This is a genomic window from Kitasatospora sp. NPDC059327 (assembly GCF_042752535.1).
Lineage (GTDB): Bacteria > Actinomycetota > Actinomycetes > Streptomycetales > Streptomycetaceae > Kitasatospora.
Genome location: NZ_JBHYYB010000163.1, coordinates 1 through 13,409 on the forward strand (window position 1 = coordinate 1; position 13,409 = coordinate 13,409).

Sequence of the window (13,409 nt, forward strand, 5' to 3'; positions counted from 1 at the left end):
ATCCCCGGCCCATTCCCCCATCGCCACAGAAACGAGTCTGGCCCCACCGCTCACGCGGTGGGGCCAGAACCCAACATCTTCATCAGCGTTCTAGAAACCGCCCACGCGGCCGGGGGCTTCGCCCTACCGCTGGGCCTAGTTGAGGGTGAACCAGGTGGTGCGGGACTTCTTCCACTCCGGGTGCGTGAGGTCCTTGGCCTCGACACCGTCGCCGTACAGGTCGGCGGAGCCGTCGTCGGTGATCAGCTGCACCCGCGCCCCGGCGGCGGTGAGGTCCGGGACGTCCGGCACGGCCTCCCAGCCGCCCGCGTCACTGGTCGGCAGGTCCAGCACCTTGACCGGCTGCGAACCGGGCTGGCCGTCCCAGCGGTAGAGCGCGTAGGGGTCGGAGTTGTCGTCCGCCGCCCAGGAGCCCGCCACGATCAGGTACTGGCCGAGCGCGTTGCGCCGCAGGTCGCGCACGGACAGCCCGCCGAGGTCCAGCTCGATCGGGGCGCCGAACGTCGCGTGCGCCGAACCACCCGGCAGCGAGGAGAAGTTGGTGACCGGGACGATCAGCGCCCGGCCGCCGGTGACCGCCGGGGTGAGCGGCGCGCGGAACCCCACGTACGCGGTGGTGGAGCTGCCCGGGGCGAACTCCAGGCCCTCCACGTTGAAGCCGTCGACCTGCTTGGGCACCTCGCCGGCCGCCGAGCCGGCCGCGAAGCCGTACCGGTTGCCGTTCGCCTTGTCCCAGGCGATCAGGTCGTCGCGCAGACCGGTGTACTTGCCGCCCAGGGCCAGCTGCGTGGCGGCGCCCGAGCCGGTCACGGTGGTGGTGAACACCGTGTGCCGCTGGGTCTTGATCTCGCCGTCCTTGTTGTTGCCCAGCGAACCGGTCCAGTAGATGGTGTTGCCGACCCGGGTGCCGCCCTCGATGTCGATCTCCTTGGAGACGCCGAGCGCGCTGCTGAAGTCCCAGGTGCGCACCGGCGCGCCCGAGGCGTTGCGGTCGTACAGCCGCAGCACATTGGACTCGTCGTCCGCCACCACGATGTACCCGCCGCCCGCGTCGACGGCCGCCGAGGCGTCGCTGGAGCCGGTCAGGTAGCGGCTGTCGGCCGAGCGCTGGACGGCCGGCGAGGCCGCGTAGTGCAGCGTCTTCGTGGCGCTCTTGCCGCCGAGGCCGGTCACCTTGACGGTCAGGTCGGTGTAGCCGACGCCCTGCGCGGCGACCGCGAGGGTGCGGTTGCCGGCGGTGCCCGTGACGGTGACATCACCGGTACGGGCCACCGAGCCGCGGGTGGTCGCCGAGGCGGCGACCGTCAGCGCGGAGGCGTCGGCACCGCTCTGCGCGACGGTGACGGCGACCGTCGGGTCACCGGTGGCGCCGACCGCGCCGGAGAGGTACCCGGCCGAGAGTGTGATCGTCGGGGTTCCGTACGTCACGGCGGCGGCGGGCCCGGCGGGCAGCGCGAGCACCGGCAGCGCGGCGGCGGCGACGGCCAGCGGCAGCAGGCCGCGGGAGAGACGGGACACGGTGACAGCCCTTCGAAGTGGGGGGCGGTGCGAGGTCCGGACCAGGGTGGAGCCCCTCGGCGAACGCCGCCCCTCCGGCAGCGGGCCACCGGACGAACACCTGCCCTCGCCCGGCGCGCCCGCCGGGACCCGTACCGTGGACGGGCCCCCGACAGAACGGTTCCACCATGCCCGGCCGCCGCCCCTTCGTCCTGCTGAGCGCCGCGATGTCGCTCGACGGGCACCTCGACGACGCCTCCCCCGACCGCCTGCTGCTCTCCAACCCGGCCGACTTCGACCGGGTGGACGAGGAGCGCGCCGCCAGCGACGCGATCCTGGTCGGCGGCAACACCCTGCGCGCGGACGATCCCCGGCTGCTGGTCAACGACCCCGCCCGACGGGCCGCCCGGGTCGCGGCCGGCCGGTCCGAGTACCCGCTGAAGGTCACCCTCACCGCGGGCGGGGCGCTCGACCGGGCCCTGCGGTTCTGGCACACCGGCGGCGACAAGGTCGCCTACACCTCGGACGCGGGCGCCGCGCGGCTGCGCCCGGCCCTGGACGGGCTGGCCGAGGTGGTGGCCCTCGGCCAGGCGGTGGAGCTGGGCGCGGTCCTGGACGACCTCGGGGCCCGCGGCGTACGACGGCTGATGGTCGAGGGCGGGAGCGGCGTGCACACCCAGTTCCTCGCCCAGGGCCTGGCCGACGAGCTCCACCTGGCCGTCGCCCCGCTGCTGGTCGGCCAGGCGGGCGCGCCGCGCTTCGTCCACCCGGCGGCCTTCCCCGGTGGACCGGCCCGCCGGATGCGCCTGCTGGAGGCACGTACCGTGAGCGATGTCGTCCTGCTCAGGTACGCCCCGAAGGAGCCCGCCCCGTGACCAGCGCCTCGTCCGACCTCGCACACCTGCGGCGGGCCGTCGAGCTCTCCCGCCGCTGCCCGCCCTCCAGCACGGCCTTCTCGGTCGGCGCGGTGATCGTCGGCGCGGACGGCGAGGTGCTCGCCGAGGGCTGGAGCCGGGAGTCGGACCCGCACGACCACGCCGAGGAGGCGGCCCTGGCCAAGCTGCCGGCGGGCGATCCGCGACTGCGCGGCGCGACCGTCTACAGCTCGCTGGAGCCCTGCGGCCGGCGGGCCTCCCGGCCGCTGCCCTGCGCCCGGCTGCTGATCGCCGCGGGCGTGCCCCGGGTCGTGGTCGCCTGGCGCGAACCGGACCTCTTCGTCGTCGACTGCCAGGGGACGGCACTGCTGGAGGCGGCCGGGGTCGAGGTGGTGGAGCTGTCCGAGGTCGCCGAGCAGGCCCGCTCGGTCAACGCGCACCTGCTGGACTAGTCTTTTGTATCCTTGGTGAACAATAGACTCGGACACCCGCACCCCGCCCCGCGAGGAGCCGCCCCATGCCCGCCGCCCCCCTCACCCTGACCACCCGCGCCCTCCTGCTGGACATGGACGGCACGCTGGTCAACTCCGACGCCGTGGTCGAGCGCTGCTGGGCCCGCTGGGCCGAGCGGCACGGCATCGACCCCGCCGAGGCACTCCGGCTGGCCCACGGCCGCCAGGGCCACGCCACCATGGCAGCCCTGCTGCCCGACCGGCCGGCCGAACTCAACCACGCCGACAACGCGCGGATGCTCGCCGAGGAGAAGGCCGACGTCGAAGGCGTGGTGCCGATCCCCGGCGCCGCCGCCCTCCTCACCGCCCTGGCCGGCCTGCCGCACGCCCTGGTCACCTCCGCCGACGAACCGCTCGCCCGGATCCGGATGGCCGCCGCCGGCCTCCCACTGCCACCCGTCCTGGTCACCGCCGAATCCGTCGGCGCCGGCAAGCCCGACCCGGAGGGCTTCCTCAAGGGCGCCGCCGCGCTCGGCTTCGCCCCCACCGACTGCCTCGCCCTGGAGGACTCCTCGGCCGGGATAGCGGCCGCCGTGGCCGCCGGCGTCCCCGTCCTCGGCATCGGCCCCCGCGCCGCGGCCCACCCCACCGCCGCCCACGCCCTCACCCTGGAAGGCGTCACCGTCACCCCGAACGGCGACGGCACCCTCACCGTCCACCTCACCTGAGCGCCCGGCAGCCGACGCCGCCCGTGACCACGAGAAGGCCCATGCGTACATCCGGGCCTTCCAGCCGGGGCGTCGACCCACCGTTGACGAGACCTGATCGCCACCGGCTCTGCGCCAGAACATCCGGCGACCGCCCGGCAATGTGACGACGAAGGGGTCGGACCCGACGGAGTCCGACCCCTTCCGACTTGCGCGTTTGACTCAGTGTCTAACGTGCAGCAGGTGAACGACTAGACGTTGAAGCGGAACGCACACGACAACGCTCCCACCTGCGGAAACACGATTCCGCGAGGCTCAAGTCAGCACGGAATCAGCACGGGAAACCAAGGTCGACGCTCCCGCCCCGCAACCAAGCCGGCGGATCAGAGCTTCAGTAACGCGGCATGTTCGGGATCGCCTTCTCCGCGAGCTCGACGAGCGCCTCCACCTTCGCCAAGTCGGTCGTGACCTCCTCCGGCGTCACGGCGGGGGCCTCCGACGACCGGTACTCGACTTCGTTTCGCCGGGCTCGCATGCGGTTGAAGGGGCGCAGCATGGAACCGAGTGGCGGGTCGAGCTGCGCGCGCACGGCCTCGTAGATGACGGTATGGCCGCCACGACTGGTTGCACGCAACCCCTGGTTCTGCAGTACCGCGGCTAGCGCTCTTCGCGCGGCGTCGTAGGCCAGCGTGTACGCACCCTCCGGGTCCGTGGCCGCCAACTGCCGCGCGGAGCCGACATGGGTACGCGCCCGGACCAGTTCCGCTTCGGCTGCCTCCTGAGAAGCGGGGACTCGTTCAAGTCCGCCACCGGCGATGAGCGCGTCAACCGTCGACCGCCCTTGATTCCAGCGCGTCATTGCGCCTCCAGGTCAGGGTTCAGCTGTACCAGAGGACGTTCGCGAACGCTGGTGAGGAACGGATCGTCCGTACGGGCCTCCCACGCCTCGACGGAGACCCGATGAACGTTGACCTCACGACGCAAGCGCCGTGAAGCCTCCTCGGCCAGGTCGAAGAGCGCGTCGGCATCGGGGGCACCCACAACGAGGACATCCACATCGGCAGGCGGCAGCCCCGGCTCACCGTTGTACCGAGCGGCCCACGAGCCATAGATATAGGCGCGCTCTACGCCTTCGAGTCCGGCGAGCGCATCGGTGAGCACGGGCACGGGGCCGAAGGAGACGGCCATGAGCTCGCTCAGCGGACGGTACAGCGGAGTATCCGTGCGGGCCCTGACGAGGCGACTGCGCCCCACTCGCCGATCGGCCAGGATTCCACCACCTGCCAACCGGTCAACCTCCCGCAGGACAGCAGTGGGCGTCACGCCGACCTCGGCCGCGAGCTCAGTGATGCTGTACTCGCGGTCCGGGTGCAGGAGCACCAGCGCCAGGAGCTCGCCTTGCATGCGAGACCGGAGGATGGGGAGCAGACTTGGCGATACTTTCATTGGACGCAGGATATCAAGCATCCAATGAAAGTAACAATCTGCACTCACGCCCTCACCGACATACTCATTGGCGCCTGCCGCGAGGCGCCCCAGGCCAGCACCAAGTCAGCACGGGAATGCAGAAGGGGTCGGACTCTGGCGAGTCCGACCCCTTCCGACCTGCATGTTTGACGACAAACCTAACATGCAGTAATCAATCGACTACACGTTGAAGCGGAACTCCACGACGTCGCCGTCCTGCATGATGTACTCCTTGCCCTCGATCCGGGCCTTGCCCTTGCTGCGGGCCTCGGCGATGGAGCCGCAGGCGACCAGGTCGTCGAAGGAGATGATCTCCGCCTTGATGAAGCCCTTCTGGAAGTCGGTGTGGATCACACCGGCGGCCTCGGGGGCGGTGGCGCCCTTCTTGACGGTCCAGGCCCTGGTCTCCTTGGGGCCCGCGGTGAGGTAGCTCTGCAGGCCGAGGGTCTCGTAGCCGACCCGGCCGAGGGTGGCCATGCCGGTCTCCTCCTGGCCCATGGACTGGAGGAGCTCCAGCGCCTCGTCCTCGTCCATGCCGATCAGCTCGGACTCGATCTTGGCGTTCAGGAAGATCGCCTCGGCGGGGGCGACCAGAGCGCGCTGGGCCTCCTTGAACTCCTCGTCGACCAGCTCGTCCTCGTCCACGTTGAAGACGTAGAGGAAGGGCTTGGTGGTGAGCAGGTGCAGCTCGCGCACCGAGGAGGCGTCGAAGCCCGCCTCGAAGAGGGTCTTGCCGGTCTCCAGGATCTTCTGGGCGGCCTCGGCGGCGGCCAGCGTGGCGGCCGACTCCTTCTTCAGGCGGGCCTCCTTCTGGAGCCGCGGCAGCACCTTCTCGATCGACTGGAGGTCGGCGAGGATCAGCTCGGTGTTGATGGTCTCGATGTCGTCCTTCGGCGAGACCTTGCCGTCGACGTGCACCACGTCCGGGTCGACGAAGGCCCGGATGACCTGGCAGATCGCGTCCGACTCACGGATGTTCGCCAGGAACTTGTTGCCCAGGCCCTCACCGACCGAGGCGCCGCGCACGATGCCGGCGATGTCCACGAAGTCCACGGTCGCCGGGAGGATCCGCTGCGAGCCGAAGATCTCGGCGAGCTTGGCCAGCCGGGCGTCCGGGACGCCGACGACGCCGACGTTGGGCTCGATGGTGGCGAACGGGTAGTTGGCCGCCAGCACGTCGTTCTTGGTCAGGGCGTTGAACAGGGTCGACTTGCCGACGTTCGGCAGGCCGACGATTCCGATCGTGAGCGACATGAAGCGCAGTCCCGTGGGCTTGGAGGAGTTGGTTCGGCACCGTGCGGGCCGATCCCCCAGTCTACGGGCAGCGGCTCAGGCCCCCGTGGTCGGCGGCGGCTCCACGAACTCCAGGCGGTTGCCGAGGTTGTCGGCGGCGTGGAAGCGGCGGTGGCCGGGAAGATCCTCGTCCCGGACGACCTCATGACCATGTGCGACCAGCCGCTCGGCGAGCGCGTCCAGCTTCGGCGCCTGGAAGCCCGGGTGCCCCCTGCGGGCCGGCCGGAACTCCGGCACGACACCCAGGTGCGCCTCGACCCCGCCGTCCCGGAACCGGCGACCGCCGCGCGCGGCCGGCACCGGGGGCTCGACCGGCTCCGTCATGCCGAGCACCTCGCGCCAGAACGCACGACACCCGTAATCCGCCCCCGCCGGGATGTCGAGCCGGACGTGGTGAAGGCGTTCCAAGGCGAACCCGCTGGTCATCCATCCCCCTGGAGGAGTTGAGCGACGATCACACCAGTACTCCGTCCGGAGACACGGAGCAAGGTACCGACGCCCATTACACAGTGTGGCGATGATCGGACCGTACGTTGGGTGGGTGGAGCAGCGCATCCGAACCCAGCCGCCAGGGCCCAGACGCCGACCGCCGAACGGCGCGGCCGGGGCCGCCGTCCCCGGGCCCGGGCGGGCCCCCGAGACCGCCGGGGCCACCGCCGCACCCGCGTCCCGACTACGCCCCGTGGCCGGCTCGCCCGAGCGCGGGCGCCCCGGTGGTGCCCGGCCCCGGCTGCGCCTGCCGTTCGGGCCGCGCGCCGGCGCTCGCGACGACCCCCGGGAGGACCCCCGGGAGGACGCCCGCGGCGGCGAGCGACGCGGCGAACGCACCGGCGAACGCGGTGGCGGCCGCCCGAACGGCCGCCTCTACGGGCGCCGGCGCAACGGACGGCCGACCCGGCTGACGGCGGTCGGCACCGGAGTGGCCGCGACCGTCGCGACCGTCGCCCTGGCGGGCGTGGACCGGACGGTCTTCGGCGGTCTCGGGGTGCTGTTCGGCATCGGCTACCTGGTCATCTGCTTCCAGCTGGCCGTCCGGGTGCGCTTCGCCGACCTGCTGGCGGCCCCGATCAGCGGGCCGATCGCCTTCGCCGTCGCCCTGCTGCTGCTCGGCCCGGTCACCTCCTCGGGCGTGACCGCCCAGGTGGTGGCGCTGGCGACGGGCCTGGCCCTGCGGGCCGGCTGGCTGTTCACCGGGACCGGCCTGGCCGCGGCCATCGTGACCGCCCGGTTCGTGGCCCAGCGGCGGATCCACCGCGACCGCTGAGGAGTGGGGCGTCGGACCGGCCGACTTCCCACTCCCCCGGCTTCCCACTCCCCCGGCTCCCCGCGCCCCTGCGGCTCAGGCCCGACGACTCAGGCGGCGGAGGCCCGGGCCGCCGCCATGGCCGCTCCGACGATCCCGGCGTCGTTGCGCAGCTCGGCAGGGACGATCCGCGCCTCCCGCTCCCGCAGCAGCGGCAGGAACTTCTCGTGCTTGCGGCTCACCCCGCCGCCGATCACGATCAGCTGCGGCGAGAACAGCATCTCCACCAGGTCGAGGTACTCGTCGACCCGGCCCGCCCACTGCTCCCAGCTCAGATCGTGCCGTTCCTTGGCCGCCGAGGAGGCCCGCCGCTCGGCGTCCTTGCCGCGCAGCTCCAGATGGCCCAGCTCGGTGTTGGGCACCAGCGTGCCGTCCACGAAGAGCGCGCTGCCGATGCCGGTGCCGAAGGTCAGGACGAGGACGACGCCCTCCTGGCCGTGGCCGGCCCCGTGGACGGTCTCGGCGAGCCCGGCCGCGTCGGCGTCGTTGAGCACCACGGCCGGCAGGTCGAGCGCCTCGCGGAACAGGCCCGCGGCGTCCAGGCCGATCCAGCCCTTGTCGACGTTCGCCGCGGTTCTGGTCTCTCCGTCCACCACCACGCCGGGGAAGGTCAGCCCGACCGGTCCCCGGTGGCCGAAGTGCCGGACCACCTCGCGGACGGCGTCGACCACGGCCTCCGGCGCCGAGGGGTGCGGGGTGAGGACCTTGTGCCGCTCCTGGGCGAGCACGCCCCGGGCCAGGTCGACGGGGGCTCCCTTGATGCCCGAACCGCCGATGTCCACACCGAATACCGCCGTCATGACGACCGCCCTCCGCCGTAACCGTTGTCCACAGGACCACTGCGCACGGGCCCGTCGTCCACAGGCCTGTGCATACCTGTGCACAAAACTACGAGAGCCCACCCGGCCGCGCACAGCGGAAAACCCGGCATCCCGCGAGGGACACCGGGTTCTCCGGGAGGTCCGGCTACAGCTTGCCCGCGGCCTCGGCGCGCAGGTCGCGGCGGAGCTCCTTGGGCAGCGAGAAGGTCAGGTGCTCCTCGGCGGTCTTGACGGTCGACACGTCGCCGTAACCGCGCGCGGCCAGCCACTCCAGCACACCGTCGACCAGGATCTCCGGCACCGAGGCGCCGCTGGTGAGGCCGACCGTGGTGACGCCGTCCAGCCAGGACTCCTGGATCTCGTCGGCGAAGTCCACCAGGTGGGCGGCCTTGGCGCCGTACTCCAAGCCGACCTCGACCAGGCGGACGGAGTTGGAGGAGTTCTTGGAGCCGACCACGATCAGCAGGTCCGTCTCGGGCGCCATCTGCTTGACGGCGACCTGGCGGTTCTGGGTGGCGTAGCAGATGTCGTCGCTGGGCGGGCTGACCAGCAGCGGGAAGCGCTTCTTCAGCTCACCGACGGTGGCCATCGTCTCGTCCACCGAGAGGGTGGTCTGGGACAGCCAGACGACCTTGGACTCGTCGCGGACCTCGACGTTGGCGACGTCCTCGGCACCGTCCACCAGGTGGATCCGGTCCGGGGCCTCGCCCATGGTGCCGACGACCTCCTCGTGGCCCTCGTGGCCCACCAGCAGGATGTCGAAGCCCTCGTCGGCGAACCGGACGGCCTCCTTGTGCACCTTGGTGACCAGCGGGCAGGTGGCGTCGACGGTGGCGAGCTTGCCGATCCGGGCCTCGTCGTGGACGGACGGCGCGACGCCGTGCGCGGAGAACACCACGATCGACCCCTCGGGCACCTCCTCCGTCTCGTCGACGAAGATCGCGCCCTGCTTCTCCAGGGTCTGGACCACGTACTTGTTGTGGACGATCTGCTTGCGGACGTAGATCGGCGCCCCGTACTGCTCCAGGGCCTTCTCCACGGCGATCACGGCGCGGTCGACGCCCGCGCAGTAGCCCCGGGGGGCGGCGAGCAGGACACGGCGCTGCGCGGTGTTGGACATGGCTCCATCGTACGGGCGGCGGCGAGCCGCGCCGACGTAAGGCGCTTTCGGGCCGCACTCGGTCACCGGTGCTCAAATGTGGAAGTGATGAGCGAGCGAGTCGACGCCGGCGGCCTGCGGCGCAGCCTGAGCGTCCGCGATCTGATGGTGTACGGGCTGCTGTTCATCGCCCCGATGGCCCCGGTCGGGGTGTTCGGCGTGCTGGACGCCAAGAGCCACGGCGCGGTGGCGTCGGTCTACCTGGCGGCGACGATCGCGATGGGGTTCACCGCCTTCTCGTACGCCCAGATGGTGCGGGCGGTGCCGCAGACCGGTTCGGTGTTCGCCTACGCGCGGGCCGGCCTGGGCGAGGGGCCGGGGTTCATCGCCGGCTGGATGGCGATGCTGGACTACCTGCTGATCCCGGCGGTGGCGTACCTGTTCTCCGGCATCGCCCTGAACTCGCTGGTGCCGGACGTGTCGCGCTGGGTGTGGACGGCGCTGGCGGTGGTGGTCACCACCGCGCTGAACCTGGCCGGGGTCCGGACGGCGGCGGTGGTCGGCCTCGGGGTGCTGGCGCTGGAGATCGCGGTGCTGACGGTGTTCGTGGTGGCGGCCGTGGTGGTGCTGGCGCGGGACGGGGCGCAGCGCGGCTGGGCCTCGCCGTTCACGGGCGTCGGCGGCTTCTCGCTGACGGCGGTGATCTCGGCGGTCTCGGTGGCGGTCCTGTCGTACCTGGGCTTCGACGCGATCGCCACCTTCGTGGAGGAGGCGGTCGGCGCCTCGGCGGCGGTGGCCCGGGCCGTGCTCTGGTGCCTGGCACTGGCCGGCACGCTGTTCCTGGTGCAGACGTACCTGGCGGCGCTGCTGGAGCCGCTGACCCCGCAGCAGCTGGCGGCGGATCCGGCGGCCCAGGGCTCGGCCTTCTACGACACGGTGGAGAGCGGGATCGGGCACTGGCTGCACGTGCTGGTCGCGGCGAGCAAGGCGATCGGCGCGGCCTTCGCGGCGCTGGCCGGGCAGGCGGCGGCCGGGCGGCTGGTCTACGCGATGGGCCGGGAGGGACGGCTGCCGCGCTTCCTGGCCGCGGTGGACCCGGGCTCGGCGGTGCCGCGCCGGGCGCTGCTGGTGGCGGCGGTGATCACGATGGGCGCGGCCGTCTGGGCGGCCGACCGGGACGACGGGCTGGACCGGCTGACCTCGGTGGTGAACATCGGCGCGCTGACGGCCTTCGCGCTGCTGCACGCCTCGGTGATCGGCTGGTACGTGGTGAAGCACGGCTCGCGGGACTGGCCGCGGCACCTGGTGGTGCCGCTGCTGGGCATCGCGGTGATCGGCGCGGTGGTCTACGAGGCCGCGCCCACCGCGCAGCTCGCCGGGGCGGTCTGGCTGGCGATCGGGCTCGTCGTGCTGCTCGTCCAGGGGGCCTCCGCTGTCGGCATCCGCCGCTAGCCTCGTACGCATGGCCAACACCAGCTCCCCCGAAGCCCCGCTCCCGGTCGGCAAGGTCTCCGCGCTGATCGGCGGCTGGGTCGACCGGCTCGGCGCGGTCTGGGTCGAGGGCCAGATCACCCAGCTCAGCCGGCGGCCCGGCGCGGGCGTGGTGTTCCTGACCCTGCGCGACCCGCAGGCCGACGTGTCGCTGACGGTGACCTGCTTCCGCTCGGTCTTCGACGAGGTCGCGGACGTGGTGCAGGAGGGCTCCCGGGTCGTCGTGCACGCCAAGCCGGAGTGGTACGCGGCCCGCGGCCAGCTCTCGCTGCGGGCGGCCGAGATCCGGCCGGTGGGGCTCGGCGAGTTGCTGGCCCGACTGGAGCAGCTGAAGCGGCGGCTCGCCGGGGAGGGCCTGTTCGCGGCCGAGCGGAAGCGTCCGCTGCCGTTCCTGCCGCAGTGCGTCGGCCTGGTCACCGGGCGCGGCTCGGCGGCCGAGCGGGACGTACTGGAGAACGCCCGGCGACGCTGGCCGGCCGTCCGTTTCGAGGTGCGCAACGTCCCGGTGCAGGGCGTCAGCGCGGTCGAGCGGGTCGGTGCGGCGGTGCGCGAGCTGGACGAACACCCCGAGGTCGACGTGATCATCGTGGCCCGGGGCGGCGGCAGCGTGGAGGACCTGCTGCCGTTCTCGGACGAGGCCCTGGTGCGGCTGGTCGCGGCGGCCCGGACGCCGGTGGTCAGCGCGATCGGGCACGAGCCGGACCAGCCGCTGCTGGACTTCGTCGCCGACCTGCGCGCCTCCACCCCGACCGATGCCGCCAAACGGGTGGTGCCGGACGTCGGCGAGGAACTGGCCAAGGTCCTGGCCCTGCGGGACCGGGGCCGGCGGCAGGTGCTCGGCCGGGTCGAGCGCGAGCGGCACGGTCTGGACGGGGTGCGCAGCCGCCCGGCGCTGGCCGCGCCGCACCGGATGCTGGACGGCCGCGGCCAGGAGGTGGGGGCCCTGCTGGAGCGGGCCCGGCGCACCTTGCGGCACCGCCTGGACCACGCGCAGAGCGACCTCGGGCACACCCTGGCACGGGTGGTCGCCCTCTCCCCCGCCGCCACCCTGGAGCGCGGTTACGCGGTGCTGCAGCGCGCGGACGGCGCGGTGGTGACCGATCCGGCCCAGGTCGCGGCGGGCGACGTGCTGCACGCCCGGGTGGCGGGCGGCGGCCTCGACGTGACGGCCGGCCCCCGGTCGTAGCGGCGCCGGCGGGACGGCGGGACGGAGTGTCCGGCGGCGCTGTCGGCGCCAAGCCCTACGCTGGCTGCCATGGCTGATCAGGAGCAGGTGGAGGCGGCGCCCCGGACGCCGGACGACGCGCTGGGGTACGAGCACGCCCGGGACGCGCTGCTGGAGGTCGTCCGGCAGCTGGAGAACGGCGGCACGTCGCTGGAGGAGTCGCTGGCGCTCTGGGAGCGCGGCGAGCAGCTGGCGAAGGTCTGCCAGCGCTGGCTGGACGGTGCCCGGGCCCGGCTGGACGCCGCGCTGGCCGCCGAGGAGGGCGGTCCCGCACCGGAGTGAGGCCCGGGAGCGACCCTCGGGGGCGACGCGACGCGTCGGGAGCGCCGCGGCGCAGTGACGCGCATCACAACCCCCCGAGGAACAGTTGAAAGTTCACTTATGTTGGGATCAAGTGATCGGCGCCGCCGGTCGACCAGACGAACCCCGTCCCGCATGAGGTGCAGACAAGCATGACCACCGACGCCCTGGTACTCGACGCCGCCGCTCAGGACCTGCTGTTCCGCGACGCCCGCACCGCGAACACCTTCACCGACGAGCCGGTCTCCGAGGAGCAGATCCAGGCCATTTACGAGCTGGTCAAGTTCGGCCCGACCGCCTTCAACCAGCAGCCGCTGCGCGTCGTCCTGGTCCGCTCGGCCGAGGGCCGCGAGCGCCTCGTCCAGCACCTGGCCGACGGCAACAAGGCCAAGACCGCCGCCGCCCCGCTGGTCGCCATCCTGGCCGTGGACAACGAGTTCCACGAGGAGCTGCCGACCCAGCTGCCGCACTTCCCGCAGGCCAAGGACCTCTTCTTCACCGAGCGTCCGGTCCGCGAGTCCTCCGCGCTGCTCAACGGCGCCCTGCAGGCCGGCTACTTCATCGTCGGCGTGCGCGCCGCGGGCCTGGCCGCCGGCCCGATGACCGGCTTCAACGCCGAGGGCATCAACAAGGAGTTCTTCGCCGACGGCGAGCACTCGGTGCTGGCCGTGGTGAACATCGGCAAGCCGGGCGAGGAGGCCTGGTTCCCGCGTTCGCCGCGCCTGGCCTACGACGAGGTCGTCACCACCGTCTGAGCGACGGCACACGGGAAGGGCCCGCACCGGTCCTTAGGTTCTAGCGGTCCTCGCAACACTCATGATCATGGGAGTTGCGAGGACCGTGGGCGGCAAGAGGCTCGATCCGGAGTTGAAGAAGCTG

General features: G+C 72.4%; 13 protein-coding genes and 1 pseudogene. 7 read left to right on the plus strand and 7 right to left on the minus strand.

Features of this window, described 5'->3' with window-relative positions; translation table 11 throughout:
• Positions 1-135: 135 nt before the first annotated feature.
• The gene (locus ACFXHB_RS42415) at positions 136-1,518 is read right to left on the minus strand and encodes a hypothetical protein (protein ID WP_380582171.1); all 1,383 of its coding nucleotides are present in this window, start codon (positions 1,516-1,518) and stop codon (positions 136-138) included.
• A 167-nt stretch (positions 1,519-1,685) separates the two neighbouring features.
• Between ACFXHB_RS42415 and ACFXHB_RS42420 the strand changes: the two are divergent.
• Both ACFXHB_RS42420 and ACFXHB_RS42425 read left to right on the plus strand, forming a co-directional pair.
• A pseudogene (locus ACFXHB_RS42420) lies at positions 1,686-2,824 on the plus strand (dihydrofolate reductase family protein).
• A gap of 65 nt (positions 2,825-2,889) precedes the next feature.
• Complete coding sequence (locus ACFXHB_RS42425; protein ID WP_380582173.1) at positions 2,890-3,552, plus strand: HAD-IA family hydrolase; 663 nt, start codon at positions 2,890-2,892, stop codon at positions 3,550-3,552.
• Positions 3,553-3,922: 370 nt separating this feature from the next.
• On the opposite strand, the gene ACFXHB_RS42430 is transcribed toward ACFXHB_RS42425, so the two are convergent.
• The 4 genes from ACFXHB_RS42430 to ACFXHB_RS42445 form a co-directional block, all read right to left on the minus strand.
• Positions 3,923-4,390, minus strand: a complete 468-nt coding sequence (locus tag ACFXHB_RS42430; protein ID WP_380582174.1) for a hypothetical protein — start codon at positions 4,388-4,390, stop codon at positions 3,923-3,925.
• Positions 4,387-4,935: an ArsR family transcriptional regulator gene (locus ACFXHB_RS42435; protein ID WP_380582176.1), complete on the minus strand. Its 549-nt coding sequence runs from the start codon at positions 4,933-4,935 to the stop codon at positions 4,387-4,389. The genes ACFXHB_RS42430 and ACFXHB_RS42435 overlap by 4 nt, the downstream gene beginning before the upstream one ends.
• Positions 4,936-5,178: 243 nt before the next feature.
• Complete coding sequence (gene ychF / locus ACFXHB_RS42440) at positions 5,179-6,252, minus strand: redox-regulated ATPase YchF (protein WP_380582178.1); 1,074 nt, start codon at positions 6,250-6,252, stop codon at positions 5,179-5,181.
• A 75-nt stretch (positions 6,253-6,327) separates the two neighbouring features.
• Positions 6,328-6,717, minus strand: a complete 390-nt coding sequence (locus tag ACFXHB_RS42445) for a VOC family protein (RefSeq protein ID WP_380582180.1) — start codon at positions 6,715-6,717, stop codon at positions 6,328-6,330.
• A gap of 256 nt (positions 6,718-6,973) precedes the next feature.
• Between ACFXHB_RS42445 and ACFXHB_RS42450 the strand changes: the two genes are divergently transcribed.
• Positions 6,974-7,555, plus strand: coding sequence for a DUF6542 domain-containing protein (locus ACFXHB_RS42450; protein WP_380582182.1), 582 nt, complete (start codon positions 6,974-6,976; stop codon positions 7,553-7,555).
• 89 nt (positions 7,556-7,644) lie between these two features.
• Here ACFXHB_RS42450 and ppgK read toward each other — a convergent pair whose 3' ends face one another.
• Together ppgK and ACFXHB_RS42460 are read right to left on the minus strand one after the other, a co-directional pair.
• Positions 7,645-8,394 (minus strand): polyphosphate--glucose phosphotransferase, encoded by a 750-nt coding sequence (gene ppgK, locus ACFXHB_RS42455; RefSeq protein ID WP_380582184.1) that lies wholly within the window; start codon positions 8,392-8,394, stop codon positions 7,645-7,647.
• Between the two features lie 166 nt (positions 8,395-8,560).
• The gene (locus tag ACFXHB_RS42460; RefSeq protein ID WP_380582186.1) at positions 8,561-9,535 is read right to left on the minus strand and encodes a 4-hydroxy-3-methylbut-2-enyl diphosphate reductase; all 975 of its coding nucleotides are present in this window, start codon (positions 9,533-9,535) and stop codon (positions 8,561-8,563) included.
• A gap of 87 nt (positions 9,536-9,622) precedes the next feature.
• Here ACFXHB_RS42460 and ACFXHB_RS42465 point away from each other — a divergent pair, with 87 nt between their 5' ends.
• From ACFXHB_RS42465 to ACFXHB_RS42480, 4 genes are all read left to right on the plus strand, one after another.
• Complete coding sequence (locus ACFXHB_RS42465; RefSeq protein ID WP_380582188.1) at positions 9,623-10,966, plus strand: APC family permease; 1,344 nt, start codon at positions 9,623-9,625, stop codon at positions 10,964-10,966.
• A gap of 10 nt (positions 10,967-10,976) precedes the next feature.
• On the plus strand, positions 10,977-12,191 hold the full coding sequence (gene xseA, locus ACFXHB_RS42470; protein WP_380582190.1) for an exodeoxyribonuclease VII large subunit: 1,215 nt from the start codon (positions 10,977-10,979) through the stop codon (positions 12,189-12,191).
• 69 nt (positions 12,192-12,260) lie between these two features.
• Positions 12,261-12,512 (plus strand): exodeoxyribonuclease VII small subunit, encoded by a 252-nt coding sequence (locus ACFXHB_RS42475; protein ID WP_380582192.1) that lies wholly within the window; start codon positions 12,261-12,263, stop codon positions 12,510-12,512.
• Positions 12,513-12,682: 170 nt separating this feature from the next.
• On the plus strand, positions 12,683-13,285 hold the full coding sequence (locus ACFXHB_RS42480; RefSeq protein WP_380582194.1) for a malonic semialdehyde reductase: 603 nt from the start codon (positions 12,683-12,685) through the stop codon (positions 13,283-13,285).
• Positions 13,286-13,409: the final 124 nt, after the last annotated feature.

Bases quoted from the DNA above. Each gene is read 5' to 3' on its own strand.
- ACFXHB_RS42425 (WP_380582173.1), top strand. From the start codon at position 2,890: ATGCCCGCCGCCCCCCTCACCCTGACCACCCGCGCCCTCCTGCTGGAC.
- ACFXHB_RS42465 (WP_380582188.1), top strand. From the start codon at position 9,623: ATGAGCGAGCGAGTCGACGCCGGCGGCCTGCGGCGCAGCCTGAGCGTC.
- ACFXHB_RS42480 (WP_380582194.1), top strand. From the start codon at position 12,683: ATGACCACCGACGCCCTGGTACTCGACGCCGCCGCTCAGGACCTGCTG.
- ACFXHB_RS42435 (WP_380582176.1), bottom strand. From the start codon at position 4,935: ATGCAAGGCGAGCTCCTGGCGCTGGTGCTCCTGCACCCGGACCGCGAG.
- xseA (WP_380582190.1), top strand. From the start codon at position 10,977: ATGGCCAACACCAGCTCCCCCGAAGCCCCGCTCCCGGTCGGCAAGGTC.
- ACFXHB_RS42475 (WP_380582192.1), top strand. From the start codon at position 12,261: ATGGCTGATCAGGAGCAGGTGGAGGCGGCGCCCCGGACGCCGGACGAC.
- ychF (WP_380582178.1), bottom strand. From the start codon at position 6,252: ATGTCGCTCACGATCGGAATCGTCGGCCTGCCGAACGTCGGCAAGTCG.
- ACFXHB_RS42460 (WP_380582186.1), bottom strand. From the start codon at position 9,535: ATGTCCAACACCGCGCAGCGCCGTGTCCTGCTCGCCGCCCCCCGGGGC.
- ppgK (WP_380582184.1), bottom strand. From the start codon at position 8,394: ATGACGGCGGTATTCGGTGTGGACATCGGCGGTTCGGGCATCAAGGGA.
- ACFXHB_RS42430 (WP_380582174.1), bottom strand. From the start codon at position 4,390: ATGACGCGCTGGAATCAAGGGCGGTCGACGGTTGACGCGCTCATCGCC.
- ACFXHB_RS42445 (WP_380582180.1), bottom strand. From the start codon at position 6,717: ATGACCAGCGGGTTCGCCTTGGAACGCCTTCACCACGTCCGGCTCGAC.